This window comes from Marinobacter salinus (genome assembly GCF_001854125.1).
Taxonomy (GTDB): domain Bacteria; phylum Pseudomonadota; class Gammaproteobacteria; order Pseudomonadales; family Oleiphilaceae; genus Marinobacter; species Marinobacter salinus.
In genome coordinates this window covers 2,962,371-2,980,161 of sequence record NZ_CP017715.1, presented here as the reverse complement: position 1 = coordinate 2,980,161, position 17,791 = coordinate 2,962,371, and the positions used below count along the sequence as shown (strand labels likewise).

General features: G+C 57.3%; 17 protein-coding genes. 12 read left to right on the top strand and 5 right to left on the bottom strand.

Annotated features, from left to right (window positions below):
* Nucleotide 1: 1 nt before the first annotated feature.
* From BKP64_RS13925 to BKP64_RS13905, 5 genes are all read right to left on the bottom strand, one after another.
* Nucleotides 2-1,915, bottom strand: a complete 1,914-nt coding sequence (locus BKP64_RS13925; protein WP_070971281.1) for a DUF1302 family protein — start codon at nucleotides 1,913-1,915, stop codon at nucleotides 2-4.
* 43 nt (nucleotides 1,916-1,958) lie between these two features.
* Nucleotides 1,959-4,424, bottom strand: coding sequence for an efflux RND transporter permease subunit (locus tag BKP64_RS13920; protein ID WP_070971279.1), 2,466 nt, complete (start codon nucleotides 4,422-4,424; stop codon nucleotides 1,959-1,961).
* A gap of 11 nt (nucleotides 4,425-4,435) precedes the next feature.
* Nucleotides 4,436-5,428 carry a WD40/YVTN/BNR-like repeat-containing protein gene (locus BKP64_RS13915; RefSeq protein ID WP_070971276.1) on the bottom strand — a complete coding sequence of 331 codons (993 nt, stop codon included), beginning with the start codon at nucleotides 5,426-5,428 and terminating at the stop codon, nucleotides 4,436-4,438.
* A gap of 259 nt (nucleotides 5,429-5,687) precedes the next feature.
* Complete coding sequence (locus BKP64_RS13910; RefSeq protein ID WP_070971273.1) at nucleotides 5,688-7,388, bottom strand: sigma-54-dependent Fis family transcriptional regulator; 1,701 nt, start codon at nucleotides 7,386-7,388, stop codon at nucleotides 5,688-5,690.
* Nucleotides 7,389-7,498: 110 nt separating this feature from the next.
* Nucleotides 7,499-7,720 (bottom strand): hypothetical protein, encoded by a 222-nt coding sequence (locus BKP64_RS13905; RefSeq protein WP_070971270.1) that lies wholly within the window; start codon nucleotides 7,718-7,720, stop codon nucleotides 7,499-7,501.
* Nucleotides 7,721-7,773: 53 nt separating this feature from the next.
* Here BKP64_RS13905 and BKP64_RS13900 point away from each other — a divergent pair, with 53 nt between their 5' ends.
* From BKP64_RS13900 to BKP64_RS13845, 12 genes are all read left to right on the top strand, one after another.
* The gene (locus BKP64_RS13900) at nucleotides 7,774-8,031 is read left to right on the top strand and encodes a phenol hydroxylase subunit (protein ID WP_070971267.1); all 258 of its coding nucleotides are present in this window, start codon (nucleotides 7,774-7,776) and stop codon (nucleotides 8,029-8,031) included.
* A gap of 50 nt (nucleotides 8,032-8,081) precedes the next feature.
* Nucleotides 8,082-9,083 carry an aromatic/alkene monooxygenase hydroxylase subunit beta gene (locus BKP64_RS13895; protein ID WP_070971264.1) on the top strand — a complete coding sequence of 334 codons (1,002 nt, stop codon included), beginning with the start codon at nucleotides 8,082-8,084 and terminating at the stop codon, nucleotides 9,081-9,083.
* Nucleotides 9,080-9,349 (top strand): MmoB/DmpM family protein, encoded by a 270-nt coding sequence (locus BKP64_RS13890; RefSeq protein ID WP_014579141.1) that lies wholly within the window; start codon nucleotides 9,080-9,082, stop codon nucleotides 9,347-9,349. Before BKP64_RS13895 ends, BKP64_RS13890 begins: the two co-directional genes overlap by 4 nt.
* Nucleotides 9,350-9,363: 14 nt before the next feature.
* Nucleotides 9,364-10,911 (top strand): aromatic/alkene/methane monooxygenase hydroxylase/oxygenase subunit alpha, encoded by a 1,548-nt coding sequence (locus BKP64_RS13885; protein ID WP_070971261.1) that lies wholly within the window; start codon nucleotides 9,364-9,366, stop codon nucleotides 10,909-10,911.
* A 65-nt stretch (nucleotides 10,912-10,976) separates the two neighbouring features.
* Nucleotides 10,977-11,336: a phenol hydroxylase subunit P4 gene (locus BKP64_RS13880; RefSeq protein WP_070973690.1), complete on the top strand. Its 360-nt coding sequence runs from the start codon at nucleotides 10,977-10,979 to the stop codon at nucleotides 11,334-11,336.
* 10 nt (nucleotides 11,337-11,346) lie between these two features.
* The gene (locus BKP64_RS13875; RefSeq protein WP_070971258.1) at nucleotides 11,347-12,408 is read left to right on the top strand and encodes an NADH:ubiquinone reductase (Na(+)-transporting) subunit F; all 1,062 of its coding nucleotides are present in this window, start codon (nucleotides 11,347-11,349) and stop codon (nucleotides 12,406-12,408) included.
* Between the two features lie 13 nt (nucleotides 12,409-12,421).
* Nucleotides 12,422-12,757, top strand: coding sequence for a 2Fe-2S iron-sulfur cluster-binding protein (locus tag BKP64_RS13870; protein WP_070971255.1), 336 nt, complete (start codon nucleotides 12,422-12,424; stop codon nucleotides 12,755-12,757).
* Between the two features lie 5 nt (nucleotides 12,758-12,762).
* Nucleotides 12,763-13,686 (top strand): catechol 2,3-dioxygenase, encoded by a 924-nt coding sequence (locus tag BKP64_RS13865; protein ID WP_070971252.1) that lies wholly within the window; start codon nucleotides 12,763-12,765, stop codon nucleotides 13,684-13,686.
* Between the two features lie 31 nt (nucleotides 13,687-13,717).
* Nucleotides 13,718-15,178, top strand: a complete 1,461-nt coding sequence (locus BKP64_RS13860; protein ID WP_070971245.1) for a 2-hydroxymuconic semialdehyde dehydrogenase — start codon at nucleotides 13,718-13,720, stop codon at nucleotides 15,176-15,178.
* A gap of 7 nt (nucleotides 15,179-15,185) precedes the next feature.
* Nucleotides 15,186-16,043 (top strand): alpha/beta fold hydrolase, encoded by an 858-nt coding sequence (locus BKP64_RS13855; RefSeq protein ID WP_070971242.1) that lies wholly within the window; start codon nucleotides 15,186-15,188, stop codon nucleotides 16,041-16,043.
* A complete protein-coding gene (gene dmpE / locus BKP64_RS13850) occupies nucleotides 16,043-16,828 on the top strand; it encodes a 2-oxopent-4-enoate hydratase (protein ID WP_070971241.1) in 786 nt (261 codons plus the stop codon). The genes BKP64_RS13855 and dmpE overlap by 1 nt, the downstream gene beginning before the upstream one ends.
* 26 nt (nucleotides 16,829-16,854) lie before the next feature.
* On the top strand, nucleotides 16,855-17,790 hold the full coding sequence (locus tag BKP64_RS13845) for an acetaldehyde dehydrogenase (acetylating) (RefSeq protein WP_070971238.1): 936 nt from the start codon (nucleotides 16,855-16,857) through the stop codon (nucleotides 17,788-17,790).
* The last annotated feature ends 1 nt before the right edge of the window (nucleotide 17,791 follow it).

Sequence of the window (17,791 nt, the reverse complement as noted above, 5' to 3'; positions counted from 1 at the left end):
TTTAGAAGCTGTAACGTGCAGTCAGCTGGATTTCGTCTTCTTTCTGGGCCATGCCGATGGGGCCGGACTGGAAGCGTCCGAGCGGCTCGTAACCGGAAAGACCGGCAGTCTCGCCAGCGGGTTGGCCAGGATAGGCTGCGGTGAACGGGTCCCATGGGTTACAGGTGCGGCAGTCGTCAAACTTGCGGGCACCATCGCCAACTTTGACGTTGGCGCCGGCGGTGAGCCTGAAGTTGTCATTGACCAGCCATTCGATGCTCGGTGCGATGGCTGTGGCCTGAGCGCGGACATCATGGGCAGCGATGATCTGTGGGCTGAGCCGGCCGTTCATGTAGAAGCCTTTGATCAGCAGAGTCGCGATCCAGTTCTGCTCCCAGTCCGGAATACCGGCTTCGCCCAGAAGCCGCTGCTCGCGTTCATGATCGAGAATGTGCTGCCCGAAGATCTGACCGGAGAACAGGAACGCCTGGGATTCGTTCAGCATGGGAATGAAGATGCTCTTGTCCGCACCCACCACATAGCGAACCACGTCGGATTCGGAGTACAACTTCTCGCGAAGGGTGTTGGCGAACTCTTCACCGGAGGTATAGGCGGTCTCAACCCGGAACACGGTGTCGATACCCTGGGAGTAGTAGTCCAGCGAGCCGCCCACCAGGTTGACCCTGGGGAAGTGGATATCGAAGGCTATCAGGCCCGGCCAGACGGCAGTTTCTCCGGTGAAGGCATTTTCTGCCGGAATGCCACCGCGCAATGACGGTAGCTGTGACCGATAGGTGAGGGCGTTCAGAGAGAAGCCGAGGTCGCCATACACACCTTCGAGCTTGAGGCCGAGTTGGGTGTTGGACAGGCTCCAGCTTGGCAGGTGCGCTTCACGGATACCGATCTGGCCCGGGCCGAAATCGGTCGCGATGCTGCCGTTGGCGAAGTTGGCGACAGTGCCGCCATTCTCCCAGAGGTTGTTCATGCCGCGGAAGAAACAGCCTGCATCCAGGATCACGTTTGGCTGGCCACACTGGCCAATGTCATGAGGCCGGAACTGATCAAAGTTCCAGACTACCTGGAAGTTCAGGTCGTCGAAGGCTAAACCGTCGAAAACCTCTGTCGGGCCCATGCGATAGTCTGATTTCAGAATCCACATGGGAATGCGGATGTCTTCCAGTTCGTCGTAGATGTTGTTGCGGGAGAAGTCCACCGGGTTGATAACATCCAGTACCCGGAACAGGTCTGTCCGTCCCCAGATGACCTGCTGCTTACCCAGGCGGGTACTCAGTACATTGCCGCTGTCAAAGTTCAGATCGAAATCGACATAGAGCTCGCGGATGAAGTCTGCCCGGTCATTGAACTCCTGGAAACGGAGTTCGTTCAGATCTTTATCCAGGTAATCATCAATACAGCCACGGCTGTCGACATCACAGGGCCGCACCGGTACACCGAAACCGACACCGCCATCCTGCGGGTGCAGGTTTTCACCCAGTACGATCATGCCGTCGTTGGGGTTCTGGTTGATGTCAAAGCCAAAGTCCGGCGTTGGGACGATACCGCCGCCGTGAGGCACAAAGGGATCAGGGTTCGGCGCCGGAGCTGTGTCTTCCAGCAAAATGGCACCGCCGGCTGTGCGGCCATATTCGTCCTTGTTCAGGTCGTAGACGCCGTCATAAGTGCCGCGCAGCGTGCCATTGACGGACACGTTGCTGAAAATACCAACGTCCCCGAGTTTCTTCTCGCCTTCAAGTTGCAGTGTGTTGCGAAACTTCGACAGACCAACGCTGTCGCGTCCGTACGTCGCATTTTCGACGAAGCCGTTGACGCGGGTGTCTTCCGCAGCCACCGTCGTGGTTATTGGAAACAGCGCCAGGCTGGCACTACCCGCAAGGGTGCAGCACCAGAACCTCAGGCCTTTTATTGTTGTTTGCATGGCATGTCCTCGTTACAGGTTTTAGTGGGGCGCGGCACCAGGCTCAGGCCTGGTGTGGCGCTCCCGTCACAAACCCATCGTCCTGCTTTGAGGTCAAAACAGGGGATGGAGCTGATGTGGTTTCCTTGTGATCGGAGTGCAGGATTCCGTCCTCATCGGCGTACACGTCGGTGATGAACCGGGGCCTGAAGGCAAGCACCCAGGAGGGCACGAGCAACATGGCGGCCAGCCCGTTGATGACGATCATCACGCACAGCAGCAGGGCTGCATCGGACTGGAAGCGGAGGTTGGAGAAGATGACCCACATGATGATGCCGGCCATCAGGGTCAGCGCGGTGAAACTGATGGCCATACCTGTAGTGGAAATGGCCCTTCGGACGGATTCCCGAAGATCGCCGCACTTCGCCATCTCTTCGCGGATCCGGTCCATCATGTAGATGGAGTAATCGATGCCAACACCAATTCCGACGGCAATAACGGGCACCGTGTTGATGTCGATGCTCAGGCCGTTCAGGCCCATGTAGGCGTAGGTCAGGGTGGTTGCAAACAGCATGGCCATGAGCATCATCAGACCGGCGTTCCAGGAGGTGTAGAACAGCATTACGAAGGCGAAGATGAGCAGGAAAACCAGGGGCAGAACGATCACGTTGGTCTCGAACGCCGATTCGTTCATGGCTGCGGCCACGCCCAGCGTTCCACCGGCCAGCCGGATGGTCAGTCCCTCGACGCTGTCGCCGTTCTCGGCAATCCATTCTTTTGCCATGTGGATCGCGCGCCGGATGGTTTCGCCCTGGCGATCCTTGTAATAGAACACCAGGTTGGCGATCCGGTCATCGGTGTCGTTGAATTCATCCAGGGCTCCGGGAACCGGGCTCGAAGCCATGTAGGTAAACATCAAGCCACCGACATATCCGGCATCGTGGGGGATCTGATACCAGCGCGGATCGTCGTTGTGCATCAGGCGGTTAACCTGCTTGACCAAGTCCGGCAGGCCTTTGCTGCCGCCAACTTCCGGATCCAGCAGCATATGTGCCTGGAGGTCAGACAGGGCCTCGAGTACCTCGGGGCGCTTCAGTCCACCTTTTTCACTGGTCTCGGCAACAATGTAGAGCTCCTCCGAACCCGGGAAGCGATCGTTCACAACTCTGGAGGAAATGTTGTAGTCGTGGTCCGGATAGAGGATCGGGGAGCCCGGTTCCGAATCGCCGATCTGGACGTTCGAAGCCGCAAGCAGTCCGCCAAGCATGGAAACGGCCGCGATAGCGAGAATCACGCGTGCGGCGCCGGGTCTGGTGACGGTCCGGGAACAGCTGGCACCGATATGGCGCAAGGCGGTTTCCCTGATCTCCGGATTCTTGGGAGTGGGTAGAATGGAGAGCAGCAGTGGCACACCAACCAGTACGGTAAACACCACGGTGATTGCCCAGAGCGAGGCGTAGATGCCCAGATGAGTGTTCAGGGGGATGGATCCGATGGCGATCAACGACAGGCCAATGGCATCGGAAACAACGCCGAGTGAGCCGGGCCTGAACAGGCTGTCAAAGGTCGCTTTCGCCGCTTTCGGGCCACTGCCCAGAACCAGGGTTTCGGCATAATAGCGCTCGACCAGTTGGACGCCATGACTCATGGCCCGTGCTGCAATCAAAAAGGGGATTACCAGACCCAAAGGGTCCAGGTTGTAGCCAAGTACACTGATAATCCCAAGCCCCCACACGGTGGAGATGAGAACGCCTCCAAGGGGGATAAGTACACCGTACGCTTTACGGAAGTGAAAAATGAGCAGGGCCAGCATGGTCAGCACAGTGAAGATGAAGATCTGGAGAATCTGGTCCATGTAGGTATAGGCCCAGCCCACCAGGACTGGTTGCCCGGTGGCGTAGATCGTCACACCTTCACCGCCTTCGTTGGCGCGAAGTTCCTGAAGCTGGGCAAAGGTTTCCTCGTAATCCAGCTTGCCTTCGATCAGCTGTGCCTTGACCAGCGCCATTTTCAGGTCGGGGGAAACCAGGGGGCCGTAAACCCGGGGGTTGGCACCAACGTCGGCCCGCATTGCGTTCAGAGCTTGCTGCGAGTAGTCGCCACTGGTGGAGTCGTAATACGGCTCGGAGTTGATGCTGCCGACTTCGGTTAACCAGATTTTCCGGGAGTTCCTGTGAGTAACGCTGGAGACGAGGTTGTGGTTGACCCCGGGAAGACTGTCGACCGCCTGGGTGATGCGGTCAATCCGGGCGAGGTTTTCGTTGGTGAAAATATCACCCTCTTCAAACTCGACCCCCACCACGAGAACGTTAGCCCCCCCAAAACTGTCCTTGATGCTGTTGTGCAGCTCAATGTAGGGATGTTGCTGGGGCAGCAGGTCTGCAAAATCGGTATAGATCTTCAGGCCGGGTATACGCAGGGCAAACAGCAGGGTCAGTATCGCGATGACTGACAGTACCTTGCGGGGGTTGTTGAATATCCACATTTCCAGCAGATGCAGCAGATGTGTGAAACGGTGCAGTCCGGGCATGATTGATATCCTCAGTCTTTGCTGGCCGCAAGGGCCGCGGGGAGTTCAAGGTCGAAAAGAAGGCCACGGCCGCCGGCTACCAATAGTGTCCGTTCAGGCAGCAGGAGGCCGGTCCGCAGATAGAGAGGCTGACCGGATTCTGAAATCTTCTTCCAGGCGTTGTCCCGCAACTGAAGCACGGTGGCATTGTCGGCAACCGCATAGAGCGCGGAATCTCCGGGGACGAAACCGAACACCGGTGCATTAGTGTCGGCATGCATCTTTTCCCAGCTTTGGCCGCCATCGGTGGTGTGGTAAATGAAGCCGTTCAGACCACCGACCCAGCCTTCATCCATTGAGCGGAAGTAGCTGGTGTGGGCGTAGAACTCATCCGGAAGGTAGCCGGCGTAGTCCCAGCTCTGGCCGCCATCATCACTGCGAAGAACCATGCCGTATTCGCCCGTTGCGATGGCCTGATCCTGATTGATGAACTGAAGGTTATTGATGATGGCATCTTCGAAGAGAGAGGTTTCGTCCCAGGTCTGACCCTGGTCGGAGCTGTACTGGATAGTGGTAAAGCTGCCCGCGGTCCACCAGCTGCCATCGGGCGCACAGGCCGCGGTCATCATTTGCTCCTGGCTGGGCAGGGCGTGTGGTGTCCAGTGATTTGCCTGAGCGTTGCCATGCCAGATCTGGTTGTTGAAGGTCAGCGCGATGAAGGTGTTATCGGGGCAGACATCCAGGGCCAGAAAGCTTGCGTTTGATTTCAGTGCCTGGCGTTTCCAGGTGGTGCCGTTGTCTGAACTGGTCAGCAACACGCCATCATTGCCGGAAACAACGATGGTCTCCTGGTTCTGGGCCATGGCCTGGTAGAAGTCTGTGCGTTTGGACGATTGCTCGGATACCTGGCGCACGGCCTCAAGATTGAGAGGCGCTTCGCAACCGGACAGCAGCAAAGATGAGGTGCTGGCTATGGCGATGGCCTTACCGACAGTGCGCCGTTTGCGCAGAGGGGTGTTTTGCATTATCTGTCACCGTCTTTGTTTTTGTGAAAAAGCGACTGACGGGGAATGAGCAACCGGTATGCCATCTCCTGATTAATGATTTCAAGATACTGAAAAATAATGAAATAAAGGGTTTTTTGGCAGTCAGGGTCTGGCGGTGTCACGCCGATTGGAAGGCTTGATTTTAATCAAATGGTAAAACGTGGAATCTGTTTGCTTATTTCATGAGGCGGGAGGGAGAAAGCGCAACATCCCTGTTGCTGCAATGCCGTTTTGCTTCTCAGGTCTCAGAAAAAATGCCTGTTTTTTTCAGTCTGTAGGCGAGGGCCGGGCGTGTAAGCCCAAGAATGCGGGCTGCTCTGGATACGTTCTGGTCGGCCTGCTCCATGGCTCTGCGCATCAGCGTTTCTTCCACTTCATCGAGACTGATCGCACTTCCGAGGATTTGGTCCGCCCAGCTCCCGGTGCTGGCATGCTCCTGCACCAGGTGTCCCTCGACATCCACAAACTCATGGGCCTTTTCAGAGCAGGTGGCCGGAAAGACTGCGAACAGGGATTCCTGGCTGATGGATTCATTGTTGTCCGTAAGGATCACGCCTCGCTCAATCACGTTTTCAAGCTCGCGGATGTTGCCTGGCCACTGGTAATTCATGCATAGAGCGAGCGCCTTATCTGAAAGGCCGAGAGTCCGCTTGTTGTATTCCGAGTGGAACTTCTTGAGGAAATGTTCCGCCAATAATGGCAGGTCTTCCAGGCGCTCCCGCAGGGGTGGAATCTTGACCGGGAAAACATTCAGACGGTAGTAGAGATCCGCCCGGAACTTGCCACTATCAACCGCCTCGGCAAGGCTCTCATTGGTGGCAGCGATCACCCGCACGTTGATTGAGCGCGTGCGATTGTCGCCCACCCGCTCCAGTTCGCCTTCCTGCAGAACCCTGAGCAAGGTAGCCTGGGCTCGAGGCGTAAGCTCTACTACCTCGTCCAGGAATATGGTGCCGCCATGGGCGCGTTCAAACCGGCCGGGCCGGGACTGGTTTGCGCCGGTGTAGGCGCCCTTCTCGACGCCAAACAATTCCGCTTCAATGAGATCGGGTGGTATGGCCGCACAATTCACGGCGATAAAAGGTTGTTCTGCCCGCTCACTGCGTAAATGAACGCTTCTGGCAATAACCTCTTTGCCCACCCCGGTTTCACCCAGAAGAAGCACCGAGACCTTGCCCAGGGCGGCCTTGTCGATCATTTTGCAGACCTTGTTATACGACGCCGACTGGCCAATCCCGTAGTACTGGCCCTGCTGTTTCTCAAGACTGCTGCGCAGCGAGCTCACCTGCGACTGCAGGTCGTAGAGCTCTTCGATCATCGGGTCTGCTTTGAAGTACTGGGTAAATTCTTCGGCGTCGTCCCACTCTTCCGCCGGCTTGCCGACGATATGGCATTTTTCATCGCCGCAGCCGCGACAGGTGACTTCTCTAAAGATGATCTGACGGCCCATGAATGAGGAGGTGTAGGCGCAAGCATATCCTAGCAGGGACCAGCAGGCGGGTTCGTCCATCTGGCCAAGCTCGGTTTGGCAGATCTCCACCTCGAATGAATCAATCCAGTCCAACTCACCGTAAAAGCCCCCCGTTTCCTGATCAATATCGATCTCGATAGGGATCACTTTCACCATACCCTTCAGGGAGTGAAGCTGGGGCCCGGCCAGAAATATATCGAGTTCGCTGCAGTGTGGGCGCAGCTTGCGGGCAAGTTCAGCGTCCCGAAGGCCGGACTGATAACCGAGGCGCAGAAAGAACCCTTTTGCCCGCTCGATACCGATGGTGTTGACCATTTCCCGGCGAAATGCGGCCAGGGCGGAGAGCTGCATCAATAGCATGCGTTGCTCGCCGAACCAGATTTTTCCTTCCGTGCTTTGGAACTGGATCTGCTCCGTAAGATCCTGAAAATCCACGTATTGCAGCTGTGGCTTATAGCTGGATGCCATGTCAGGAGCCCCGTTTGTTGTTGTGTGGGGTAGGGTGCGCCCGGAATGAAAGCTCAGGGTGCCGGCAACAAATGTTGCCGCTCTATATAACACCCGATGGAAGTCAAAAATCAATCAAATGGTAAAAAATTGATCTTGGTCTGACGGCTCGGGGAACACCTGAGCATTTGCTGAGATGCCCTTCTGAAGTTGATCAAATAGTAAAAAATGCTCTGTGCTGCATTGGTTTTTTCCTTCGAATTCCCCTGTTCAATTCCCCCGGAAAACAAAATAAAACCTTTTAATGCCAGAAGGTTGCAGTTTTCTTTGGGATCCGTTTTGCGCTTTGGCACACCCGTTGCTCCTCCCCTCTCAGCCAACAATAAACACAATGGGGCAAACAGTGATGACCCAAACCGGAAACAAAACCTTTGACGAGCTGACCCGATACATCCGGGTCCGCAGTGAGCCGGGCGACAAGTTCGTGGAATTCGACTTCGCCATTGGCTATCCGGAGCTCTTCGTTGAGCTCGTGCTGCCTCGCGAAGCCTTCGCGATTTTCTGCAAACACAACAAAGTCGTCCACATGGACTCCGACATGATCCGCAAGATTGACGAAGACATGGTCAAGTGGCGGTTCGGGGAGCATGGCAAACGCTACTGAGCAAGACGCATCAACATCCAGTTTCACAACAACAAAACGGTAAGGTTGATATGAGTATCGAAATCAAGACCAACTCGGTGGAACCCATCCGCCATACCTATGGCCACATCGCCCGTCGTTTCGGTGACAAGCCGGCTACCCGTTACCAGGAGGCCAGCTACGACATTGAGGCAAAGACCAACTTCCATTACCGGCCCCAGTGGGATTCCGAACACACACTGAACGACCCCACGCGCACTGCCATCCGCATGGAAGACTGGTACGCCGTAACTGATCCCCGTCAGTTTTACTACGGCGCCTACGTTGGCAACCGGGCCAAGATGCAGGAAGCGGCCGAGACCAGCTTCGGCTTCTGCGAGAAGCGTAATCTGCTGACCCGCCTTCCAGAAGAAACCCAGAAGCAGTTGCTGCGATTGCTGGTTCCCCTGCGTCATGTCGAGCTTGGCGCCAACATGAATAACAGCAAAATCGCCGGTGATGCCACCGCCACGACTGTCTCCCAGATGCACATCTACACCGGGATGGATCGCCTGGGCATTGGCCAGTATCTGTCCCGTATTGCTCTGATGATTGACGGCAGTACCGGCGCCGGGCTCGACGAGTCCAAGGGCTACTGGATGGATGACGAGATGTGGCAACCCATGCGCAAGTTGGTGGAAGACACGCTTGTTGTTGATGACTGGTTTGAGCTGACTCTGATTCAGAACGTTCTCATGGACGGACTGATGTACCCGTTGGTCTACGACAAGATGGACCAGTGGTTCGAAAGCCAGGGTGCAGAAGATGTCTCCATGCTCACCGAGTTCATGCGCGACTGGTACAAGGAGTCGCTGCGCTGGATCAACGCCATGGTGAAAGTCGTGGCCCAAGAAAACGACGCCAACCGTGAACTGCTGCAGACCTGGATCGATCACTGGGAACCCCAGGCCTATAACGCACTGAAGCCACTGGCAGAAGCCTCCGCCGGTATTGAAGCACTGGATGAAGCCCGTGCCGAACTTGCCACCCGTCTCAAGAAATGTGGACTGCAAAGCCAGGGAGTATCCGCATGAGCCAGCTCGTATTTATTGCCTTTCAGGACAACGACAACGCCCGGTACCTGGCGGAAGCCATTATGGAAGACAACCCGGAAGCGGAGCTGCAGCACCAGCCCGCGATGATCCGGATCCAGGCGGAAAAACGCCTGGTGATCAACCGCGAAACCATGGAAGAAAAGCTGGGCCGCGACTGGGACGTCCAGGAAATGCTCATCGACGTGATCAGTATTGGCGGGAATGTCGACGAAGACGACGACCACTTCATTCTTCAGTGGAACTAATCGGGAGAAACATCATGGCTGTTAAAAACAAGAAATTGAATCTCAAAGACAAGTACCAGTACCTGACCCGGGATATGTCCTGGGAGCCAACCTATCAGAACAAAGAAGACATCTATCCGGACGAGCGTTTCGAGGGTATCAAGATTACCGACTGGTCCCAGTGGGAAGACCCGTTCCGACTGACCATGGACGCCTACTGGAAGTATCAGGCCGAGAAAGAGAAAAAGCTCTACGCCATTTTTGATGCCTTTGCCCAGAACAACGGCCACCAGAACATTTCAGATGCCCGCTACGTCAACGCGCTTAAACTGTTCCTGACGGGTGTTTCTCCTCTGGAGCACGCAGCCTTCCAGGGTTATGCCAAGGTCGGTCGTCAGTTCAGTGGTGCCGGTGCGCGGGTCGCATGCCAGATGCAGGCCATTGACGAGCTGCGTCATTCCCAGACCCAGCAACACGCCATGAGCCATTACAACAAGCACTTTAACGGCCTGCATGACGCAGCGCACATGCACGACCGCGTGTGGTTCCTGTCGGTGCCCAAGTCGTTCTTTGACGACGCCCGCTCTGCTGGTCCGTTCGAGTTCCTGACGGCCATCTCATTCTCGTTCGAATATGTGCTGACCAACCTGTTGTTCGTGCCGTTTATGTCCGGCGCCGCCTACAACGGCGATATGGCCACCGTCACTTTCGGTTTCTCGGCGCAGTCCGATGAAGCACGGCACATGACCCTGGGCCTTGAGGTGATCAAGTTCATCCTCGAGCAGCATGAAGACAACGTTCCCATTGTCCAGAAGTGGATCGACAAATGGTTCTGGCGCGGTTTCCGCCTGCTGAGCCTGGTCGGCATGATGATGGACTACATGCTGCCGAACAAGGTCATGTCCTGGGCCGAAGCCTGGGAGGTGTACTACGAGCAGAACGGTGGTGCCCTGTTCAAGGATCTGGAGCGTTATGGCATCCGCCCGCCGAAGTACCAGGATATCGCCAATGATGCCAAGCACCATGTCAGCCACCAGGCTTGGTCCACTTTCTACCAGTACGGCCACGCCACCAACTTCCACACCTGGATGCCAGAGAAGGAAGAGCTGGACTGGCTGTCCGAAAAGTACCCGGACACCTTCGATAAGTACTACCGCCCCCGCTTCGAGCACTGGGCGAAGGAGCACGCTGAAGGTCGCCGCTTCTACAACAACACACTGCCCCAGCTATGCCAGGTGTGTCAGATTCCGACCATTTTCACCGAGAAAGACGACCCGAGCATGCTGAGCCACCGCCAGATCGAGCATGAAGGCGAGCGCTATCACTTCTGCTCTGATGGTTGCTGCGACATCTTCAAGGACGAACCCGAGAAGTACGTGCAGGCATGGTTGCCGGTGCATCAGATCTATCAGGGCAATTGCGAAGGTGGCGATGTGGAGACGGTGGTCTCGAAGTATTACCACATCAACATCGGCGAGGACAATTTCGAGTACATAGGGTCCCCGGATCACAAACGCTGGCTGGCCATCAAGGGCAAGTCATCCGACGAGAAGGCAGGTGGCGCGGACAAAAACGCGGCTTGATTCGGGATGCGCCCGGTGTAACTGGCACCGGGCCCATCACCCACAAAAACAACAAGGTGACCATCATGAGTGTTAACGCTTTATACGATTACAAGTTTGAACCCCGGGACAAGGTAGAGAACTTCCATGGCATGCAGTTGCTGTATCTCTACTGGCCTCACCACTTGATGTACTGCTCGCCATTCGCCTTTCTGGTGCAGCCAGACATGACCTTCGGTGCTTTTATCGAGGAGGTTCTGAAGCCTGCGGTGGCAGCTCATCCAGATGCGGGCAATGCCAGTTTCCTGGATGCGAGATGGCAACTGAACGGTGAACCGTTCACGCCGGATGCATCGGCCACGCTCAAGGACAGCGGTATTGATCACAAGAGCATGCTGACGGTGATCACACCTGAGCTGAACGGCATCGCCGGCTCTGCATCCTGAGGTAAGCGCCATGAGTCATACCGTAACTATCGAGCCAATTGGCGAACAGATCGAAGTCGAGGATGGGCAGACTATCCTGCAGGCGGCGCTTCGCCAGGGCGTCTGGTTGCCTTTCGCCTGCGGTCACGGTACCTGTGCCACCTGCAAGGTTCAGGTGCTTGAAGGTGACGTCGAGATCGGAGACGCCTCGCCCTTTGCCCTGATGGATATCGAGCGTGACGAGGGTAAGGTTCTGGCGTGCTGTGCCACCGTCGAAAGCGATGTCACCATCGAGGCAGACATCGATGTGGACCCGGATTTCGAGGGTTACCCGGTTGAGGATTACGCCGTCACCGTAACCGACATCGTCGAACTGTCGCCGACCATCAAGGGCCTGCACCTGAAACTGGACCGGCCGATGACGTTCCAGGCCGGCCAGTACATCAATATTGAGTTGCCCGGTGTCGATGGCGCGCGGGCATTCTCCCTGGCTAACCCACCAGGCAAAGCGGACGAAGTGGAGTTGCATGTGCGTCTCGTTGAGGGCGGCGCTGCCACTACCTACATTCACGAACAACTGAAAGCGGGTGATGCGCTGAATCTTTCAGGTCCCTATGGCCAGTTCTTCGTGCGCAGCTCTCAGCCGGGCGATCTGATCTTCATCGCTGGCGGTTCAGGGCTGTCCAGCCCCCAATCGATGATTCTGGATCTTCTGGAGCAGAACGATAAGCGCAAGATCGTTCTGTTCCAGGGCGCTCGCAACCTGGCGGAACTCTACAACCGGGAGTTGTTCGAGGCGCTGGATCGCGATCACGACAACTTCTCGTACGTTCCGGCGCTTAGCCAGGCCGAGGAAGACGTGGACTGGCAGGGCTTCCGTGGTTATGTGCACGACGCGGCCAAGGCCCATTTTGATGGCCGATTTGCCGGCAATAAGGCTTACCTGTGCGGACCTCCTCCAATGATCGATGCGGCTATCACGGCATTGATGCAGGGGCGGCTGTTCGAGCGTGACATCTTCATGGAGAAATTCCTGACAGCGGCGGACGGGGCTGAAGACAGCCAGCGTTCGGCGCTGTTCAAGAAGATTTAACCGGAGGTGGGCCATGGGTATGGGTTTCCAGGTCACCAACCGGACAACCGGGGACAGCTTTACCTGCAGTGACGGGCAGAGCGTTCTCAAAGCCATGGAGCAGCGCGGCCTTAAGTGCGTGCCCGTGGGCTGCCGGGGCGGTGGCTGCGGCTACTGCAAGATCCGGGTGGTTGAGGGCGAGTTCGAGTGCGGAAAGATGAGCAAGGCACACGCACCGCCCGAAGCCGTGGAAAAGGGCGAAGTCCTGGCCTGCCGGATCTACCCGCTGACTGACCTGATCATTGAGTGTCTGCCGCAACCGGCGGCGGACCTTGCGAGCAAGCAAACAAAAACAAAAGCGTTGAGGTAACTGTCATGAAAAAAGGTGTAATGCGTCCCGGCCACGTTCAGATCCGTGTTCTCGATATGGATGAGGCCCTCAAACACTACACAGACCTTCTCGGTCTGATCGAAACCGACCGTGATGATCTGGGCCGGGTATACCTGAAGGCCTGGACCGAAGTGGACAAGTTCTCCGTGGTTTTGCGCGAGGCCGATGAGCCAGGCTGTGATTTCATGGGCTTCAAGGTCGTTAACGAGGAGGCACTGATTCAACTCGAGAAGGATCTGGTTGCCCATGGCGTGGTGGTCGAACAGGTGCCCGAGGGTGAGCTGAAGGACTGCGGTCGCCGCATTCGCTTTACGGTCGCATCAGGGCATGCGTTCGAACTCTATACCGACAAGCTGTACACCGGCAAATGGGGTGTGACTGAAGTGAACCCGGAAGCCTGGCCCCGTGGTCTCTCCGGGATGAAAGCCGTGCGCTTTGACCACTGCCTCTTCTACGGCCCTGAACTGGCGGCCGTCTACGATGTTTTCGTGAATGTTCTGGGCTTCCACCTGGCCGAACAGGTGCTGGATCCCGAGGGAACCCGCATTGCCCAGTTCCTGACCGTATCCATGAAAGAACATGATATCGCGTTCATTCACCACGAGGAGAGAGGCAAGTTCCACCATGCCTCCTTCTTCCTGGAGACCTGGGAAGACGTCCTGCGAGCCGCGGACCTGATCACCATGACCGATACCTCCATTGATATCGGACCGACCCGCCACGGCCTGACCCACGGCAAGACCATCTATTTCTTCGATCCCTCCGGCAACCGCAACGAAGTGTTCTGTGGCGGTGACTACACCTATCCGGACCACAAGCCTGTTACCTGGACTGCGGACGAGCTCGGCAAGGCAATTTTCTACCACGACCGGGTGCTGAACGAGCGGTTCCTGACGGTACTGACCTGATCCCGAACTGACTAAACAGGACTAAGCAGCAATGAAAGACATCAAACACTACATCAATGGGCAGTACGTTGGCTCGGCCAGTGGCAAGCTGTTCGACAACGTCAATCCGGCGAATGGCAAAGTGATCAGCAAGGTTCACGAAGCTGGCCGGGAAGAAGTTGATGCCGCTGTCCAGGCGGCCAGGGCCGCACTGCGCGGGCCGTGGGGAAAGATGACCCTGGAGCAGCGTACCGCCATCCTGCACAAGGTGGCGGACGGCATCAATGCCCGTTTTGATGAGTTCCTGGAGGCCGAATGCCTCGATACCGGCAAACCGAAATCCCTGGCCAGCCATATCGACATTCCCCGGGGCGCCGCCAACTTCAAAGTGTTCGCGGACATGATCAAGAACGTGCCGACGGAAGCCTTTGAAATGCCAACCCCCGATGGCGCCGGTGCGCTGAATTACGCGGTTCGTCGCCCCAAGGGCGTGATTGGTGTCATCAGTCCCTGGAACCTTCCGTTGCTGCTGATGACCTGGAAAGTCGGGCCGGCGCTGGCCTGTGGTAACACGGTGGTGGTCAAGCCTTCAGAAGAAACACCGACCACCACGGCCCTGTTGGGCGAAGTGATGAAAGAGGCTGGCGTGCCGGATGGCGTCTACAACGTGGTTCATGGTTTTGGAGGTGATTCCGCCGGCGCCTATCTGACCGAGCATCCGCAGGTTGACGGTTTTACCTTTACCGGCGAGACCGGTACTGGCGAGGTCATTATGAAAGCAGCCGCCAAGGGCATCCGGGATATTTCCCTGGAGCTGGGTGGCAAGAACGCCGGTCTGGTGTTCGCCGACTGCGACATGGACAAGGCCATCGAAGGCACCATGCGTTCCGCCTTCGCCAACTGTGGTCAGGTTTGCCTGGGTACCGAGCGGGTCTACGTTGAGCGCTCCATTTTTGACGAGTTTGTCGGTCGGCTGAAAGAAGCGGCAGAAGGCCTGAAAATCGGCCCGCCAGACGATGCGGAAGCGAACATGGGGCCGCTGGTCAGCCTCAAGCATCGTGAAAAAGTCCTTTCCTACTATCAGAAAGCCGTTGATGACGGGGCAACCGTGGTCACCGGTGGTGGTGTTCCGGATATGCCCGGAGAGCTGGCTGGTGGTGCCTGGGTTCAGCCCACGATCTGGACTGGCCTCGCGGACGATTCCGCAGTGGTGACCGACGAGATCTTCGGCCCCTGTTGCCACATCCGACCCTTCGACACCGAAGAAGAAGCCATTGAGCTGGCCAACAGCCTGCCCTATGGCCTGGCCTCCGCGATCTGGAGCGAGAACATCACCCGTGCACACCGGGTCGCGGGCCGGGTTGAGGCGGGCATCATCTGGGTGAACAGCTGGTTCCTGCGGGATCTTCGGACGCCCTTCGGCGGCAGCAAGCAATCCGGTGTCGGCCGTGAGGGTGGCGTTCATTCTCTGGAGTTCTATACCGAGATGAAGAACATCTGCGTGAAACTGTGAGGTAGCCATGAATGCACCTGTAGACAGCCCGGAAATAGGGCGAGAGATCACGGCCGCCGGCTACCGAACCAACCTGCATGACCAGGGTGAGGGCTTCCCGGTCATGATGATTCACGGCTCCGGCCCCGGCGTTACCGCCTGGGCCAACTGGCGCCTGGTGATACCGGAGCTGGCAAAAAACCGGCGTGTGATCGCCCCGGACATGTTGGGCTTCGGGTATAGCGAACGTCCGGAAGATCAGATCTATAACCGCGAGCGCTGGGTGAATCACGCCATCGGTGTTCTGGATGAGTTGGGTCTTGATCAGGTGGATCTGGTCGGGAACTCCTTCGGCGGTGGCCTGGCGCTGGCCCTGACCATCGAACATCCGCATCGGATCCGCCGGCTGGTACTGATGGGATCGGTCGGCGTGAGCTTCCCGATCACCAAAGGCCTGGACGAGGTTTGGGGTTACGAAGCCTCACGGGAAAATATGCGGCGGTTAATGGATGTATTCGCATACGACAAGGGCCTGCTCACCGACGAGCTGGCAGAGATGCGATACCAGGCCAGCGTTCGCCCGGGCTTCCAGGAGTCCTTCTCGGCCATGTTCCCGGCCCCGAGACAGCGTTGGGTCGACAACCTGGCCAGCGACGAGGAAGACATCCGCGCGCTGCCCCACGAAAGCCTGATTTTGCATGGCCGCGAAGACGAAGTGATTCCGCTGGCAGCCTCGCTAAAACTGGCGGAATTGATCGACCGTTCCCAGCTCCATGTCTTTGGTCGTTGTGGCCACTGGACCCAGATTGAACATGCTGACCGATTTGCCCGGTTGGTAAACGATTTTCTCAATGAGGCCGATCAAGCGGCTGCAGGAGACTCCTGATGGAACAAACACGAATCCAGGCGCTCGGTGACGAGCTCTACCACGCCATGATCAAGCGAGAGGCCGTGTCGCCCCTGACCAGCCGGGGCGAGGACATCACCATTGATGATGCTTACCACATTTCCTTGCGCATGCTGGAGCGTCGTCTGGCGGACGGGGCTTCGGTCATCGGTAAAAAGATCGGTGTCACCAGCAAGGCGGTGCAGAACATGCTGAACGTACACCAGCCGGATTTCGGTTACCTGACCGATGACATGGTGTTCAACAGTGGTGAAGTGATGCCGATCAGCGACCGGCTGATCGCCCCCCGAGCCGAGGGTGAAATCGCCTTCATCCTGAAGAAGGATCTGAACGGGCCGGGCATCACCAATGCCGATGTGCTGGCGGCTACCGAATGCGTCATGCCCTGTTTCGAGATTGTCGATTCCCGCATTCGCGACTGGAAAATCGCCATTCAGGATACGGTGGCCGACAACGCCTCCTGCGGCCTGTTTGTTCTGGGTGATCAGGCGGTGTCTCCCCGCAAGGTCGACCTGGTGACCTGCGGTATGGTCGTGGAAAAGAATGGCAGCGTGCTGAGCGCCGGTGCCGGCGCCGCTGCACTGGGCTCCCCGGTGAACTGTGTGACCTGGCTGGCCAATACCCTGGGCGAGTTCGGTATTCCCCTGAAAGCCGGTGAAGTCATCCTTTCCGGTTCCCTGGTTCCACTGGAGCCGGTCAAGGCCGGTGATTACATGCGTGTTGATATTGGCGGCATCGGAAGCGCTTCTGTGCGTTTTGCCTGACCGAAGAGAACAATGAGGAAACGGCTATGAGCAAGAAAATCAAAGCAGCCATTATCGGTTCGGGCAACATCGGCACCGACCTGATGATCAAGATCCTGCGCAACGGCAAGAATATTGAGATGGGCGCCATGGTGGGCATTGATCCGGAATCGGACGGACTTGCCCGTGCGGCTCGCATGGGCGTGGCCACTACCCACGAGGGTGTGGATGGGCTGGTGAAGATGCCGGAATTCGCCGACATCGATATCGTGTTTGATGCCACCTCCGCGAAGGCCCATATGCACAACGAGGTGTTTCTGCGCGGCCACAAAGAGAGCATCAAGATCATTGATATGACTCCGGCGGCGATTGGCCCCTACTGTGTGCCCGTAGTGAATCTGGAGCAACAGCTTCAGGAAGGTAACGTCAACATGGTTACCTGCGGTGGCCAGGCCACCATCCCGATGGTGGCGGCAGTCTCCCGCGTTGCCAAGGCCCACTACGCCGAGATTGTGGCGTCGATTTCCAGTAAGTCCGCCGGCCCCGGCACCCGTGCCAACATTGACGAGTTTACCGAAACCACCTCCAGGGCCATCGAAGTGGTGGGCGGGGCCCAGAAGGGCAAGGCCATCATCATCCTCAACCCGGCCGAGCCGCCCCTGCTGATGCGGGACACCGTCTACGTGCTGTCCGATGCCGCCGATCAGGCGGAAGTGGAAGCCTCGGTGGAAGAAATGGTCAAGGCCGTGAACAGCTACGTGCCGGGCTACCGCCTGAAGCAGAAAGTGCAGTTTGACGTGATTCCGGCCGACCAGCCCATGAACGTCCCGGGCCTCGGCCGCTTCAGCGGCCTGAAGACCTCCATCTTCCTGGAAGTGGAAGGCGCTGCCCATTACCTCCCGGCCTACGCCGGCAACCTGGACATCATGACGTCTGCTGCACTGGGCACCGCCGAGCGCATTGCTGAATCGCTGGTTAACTGAG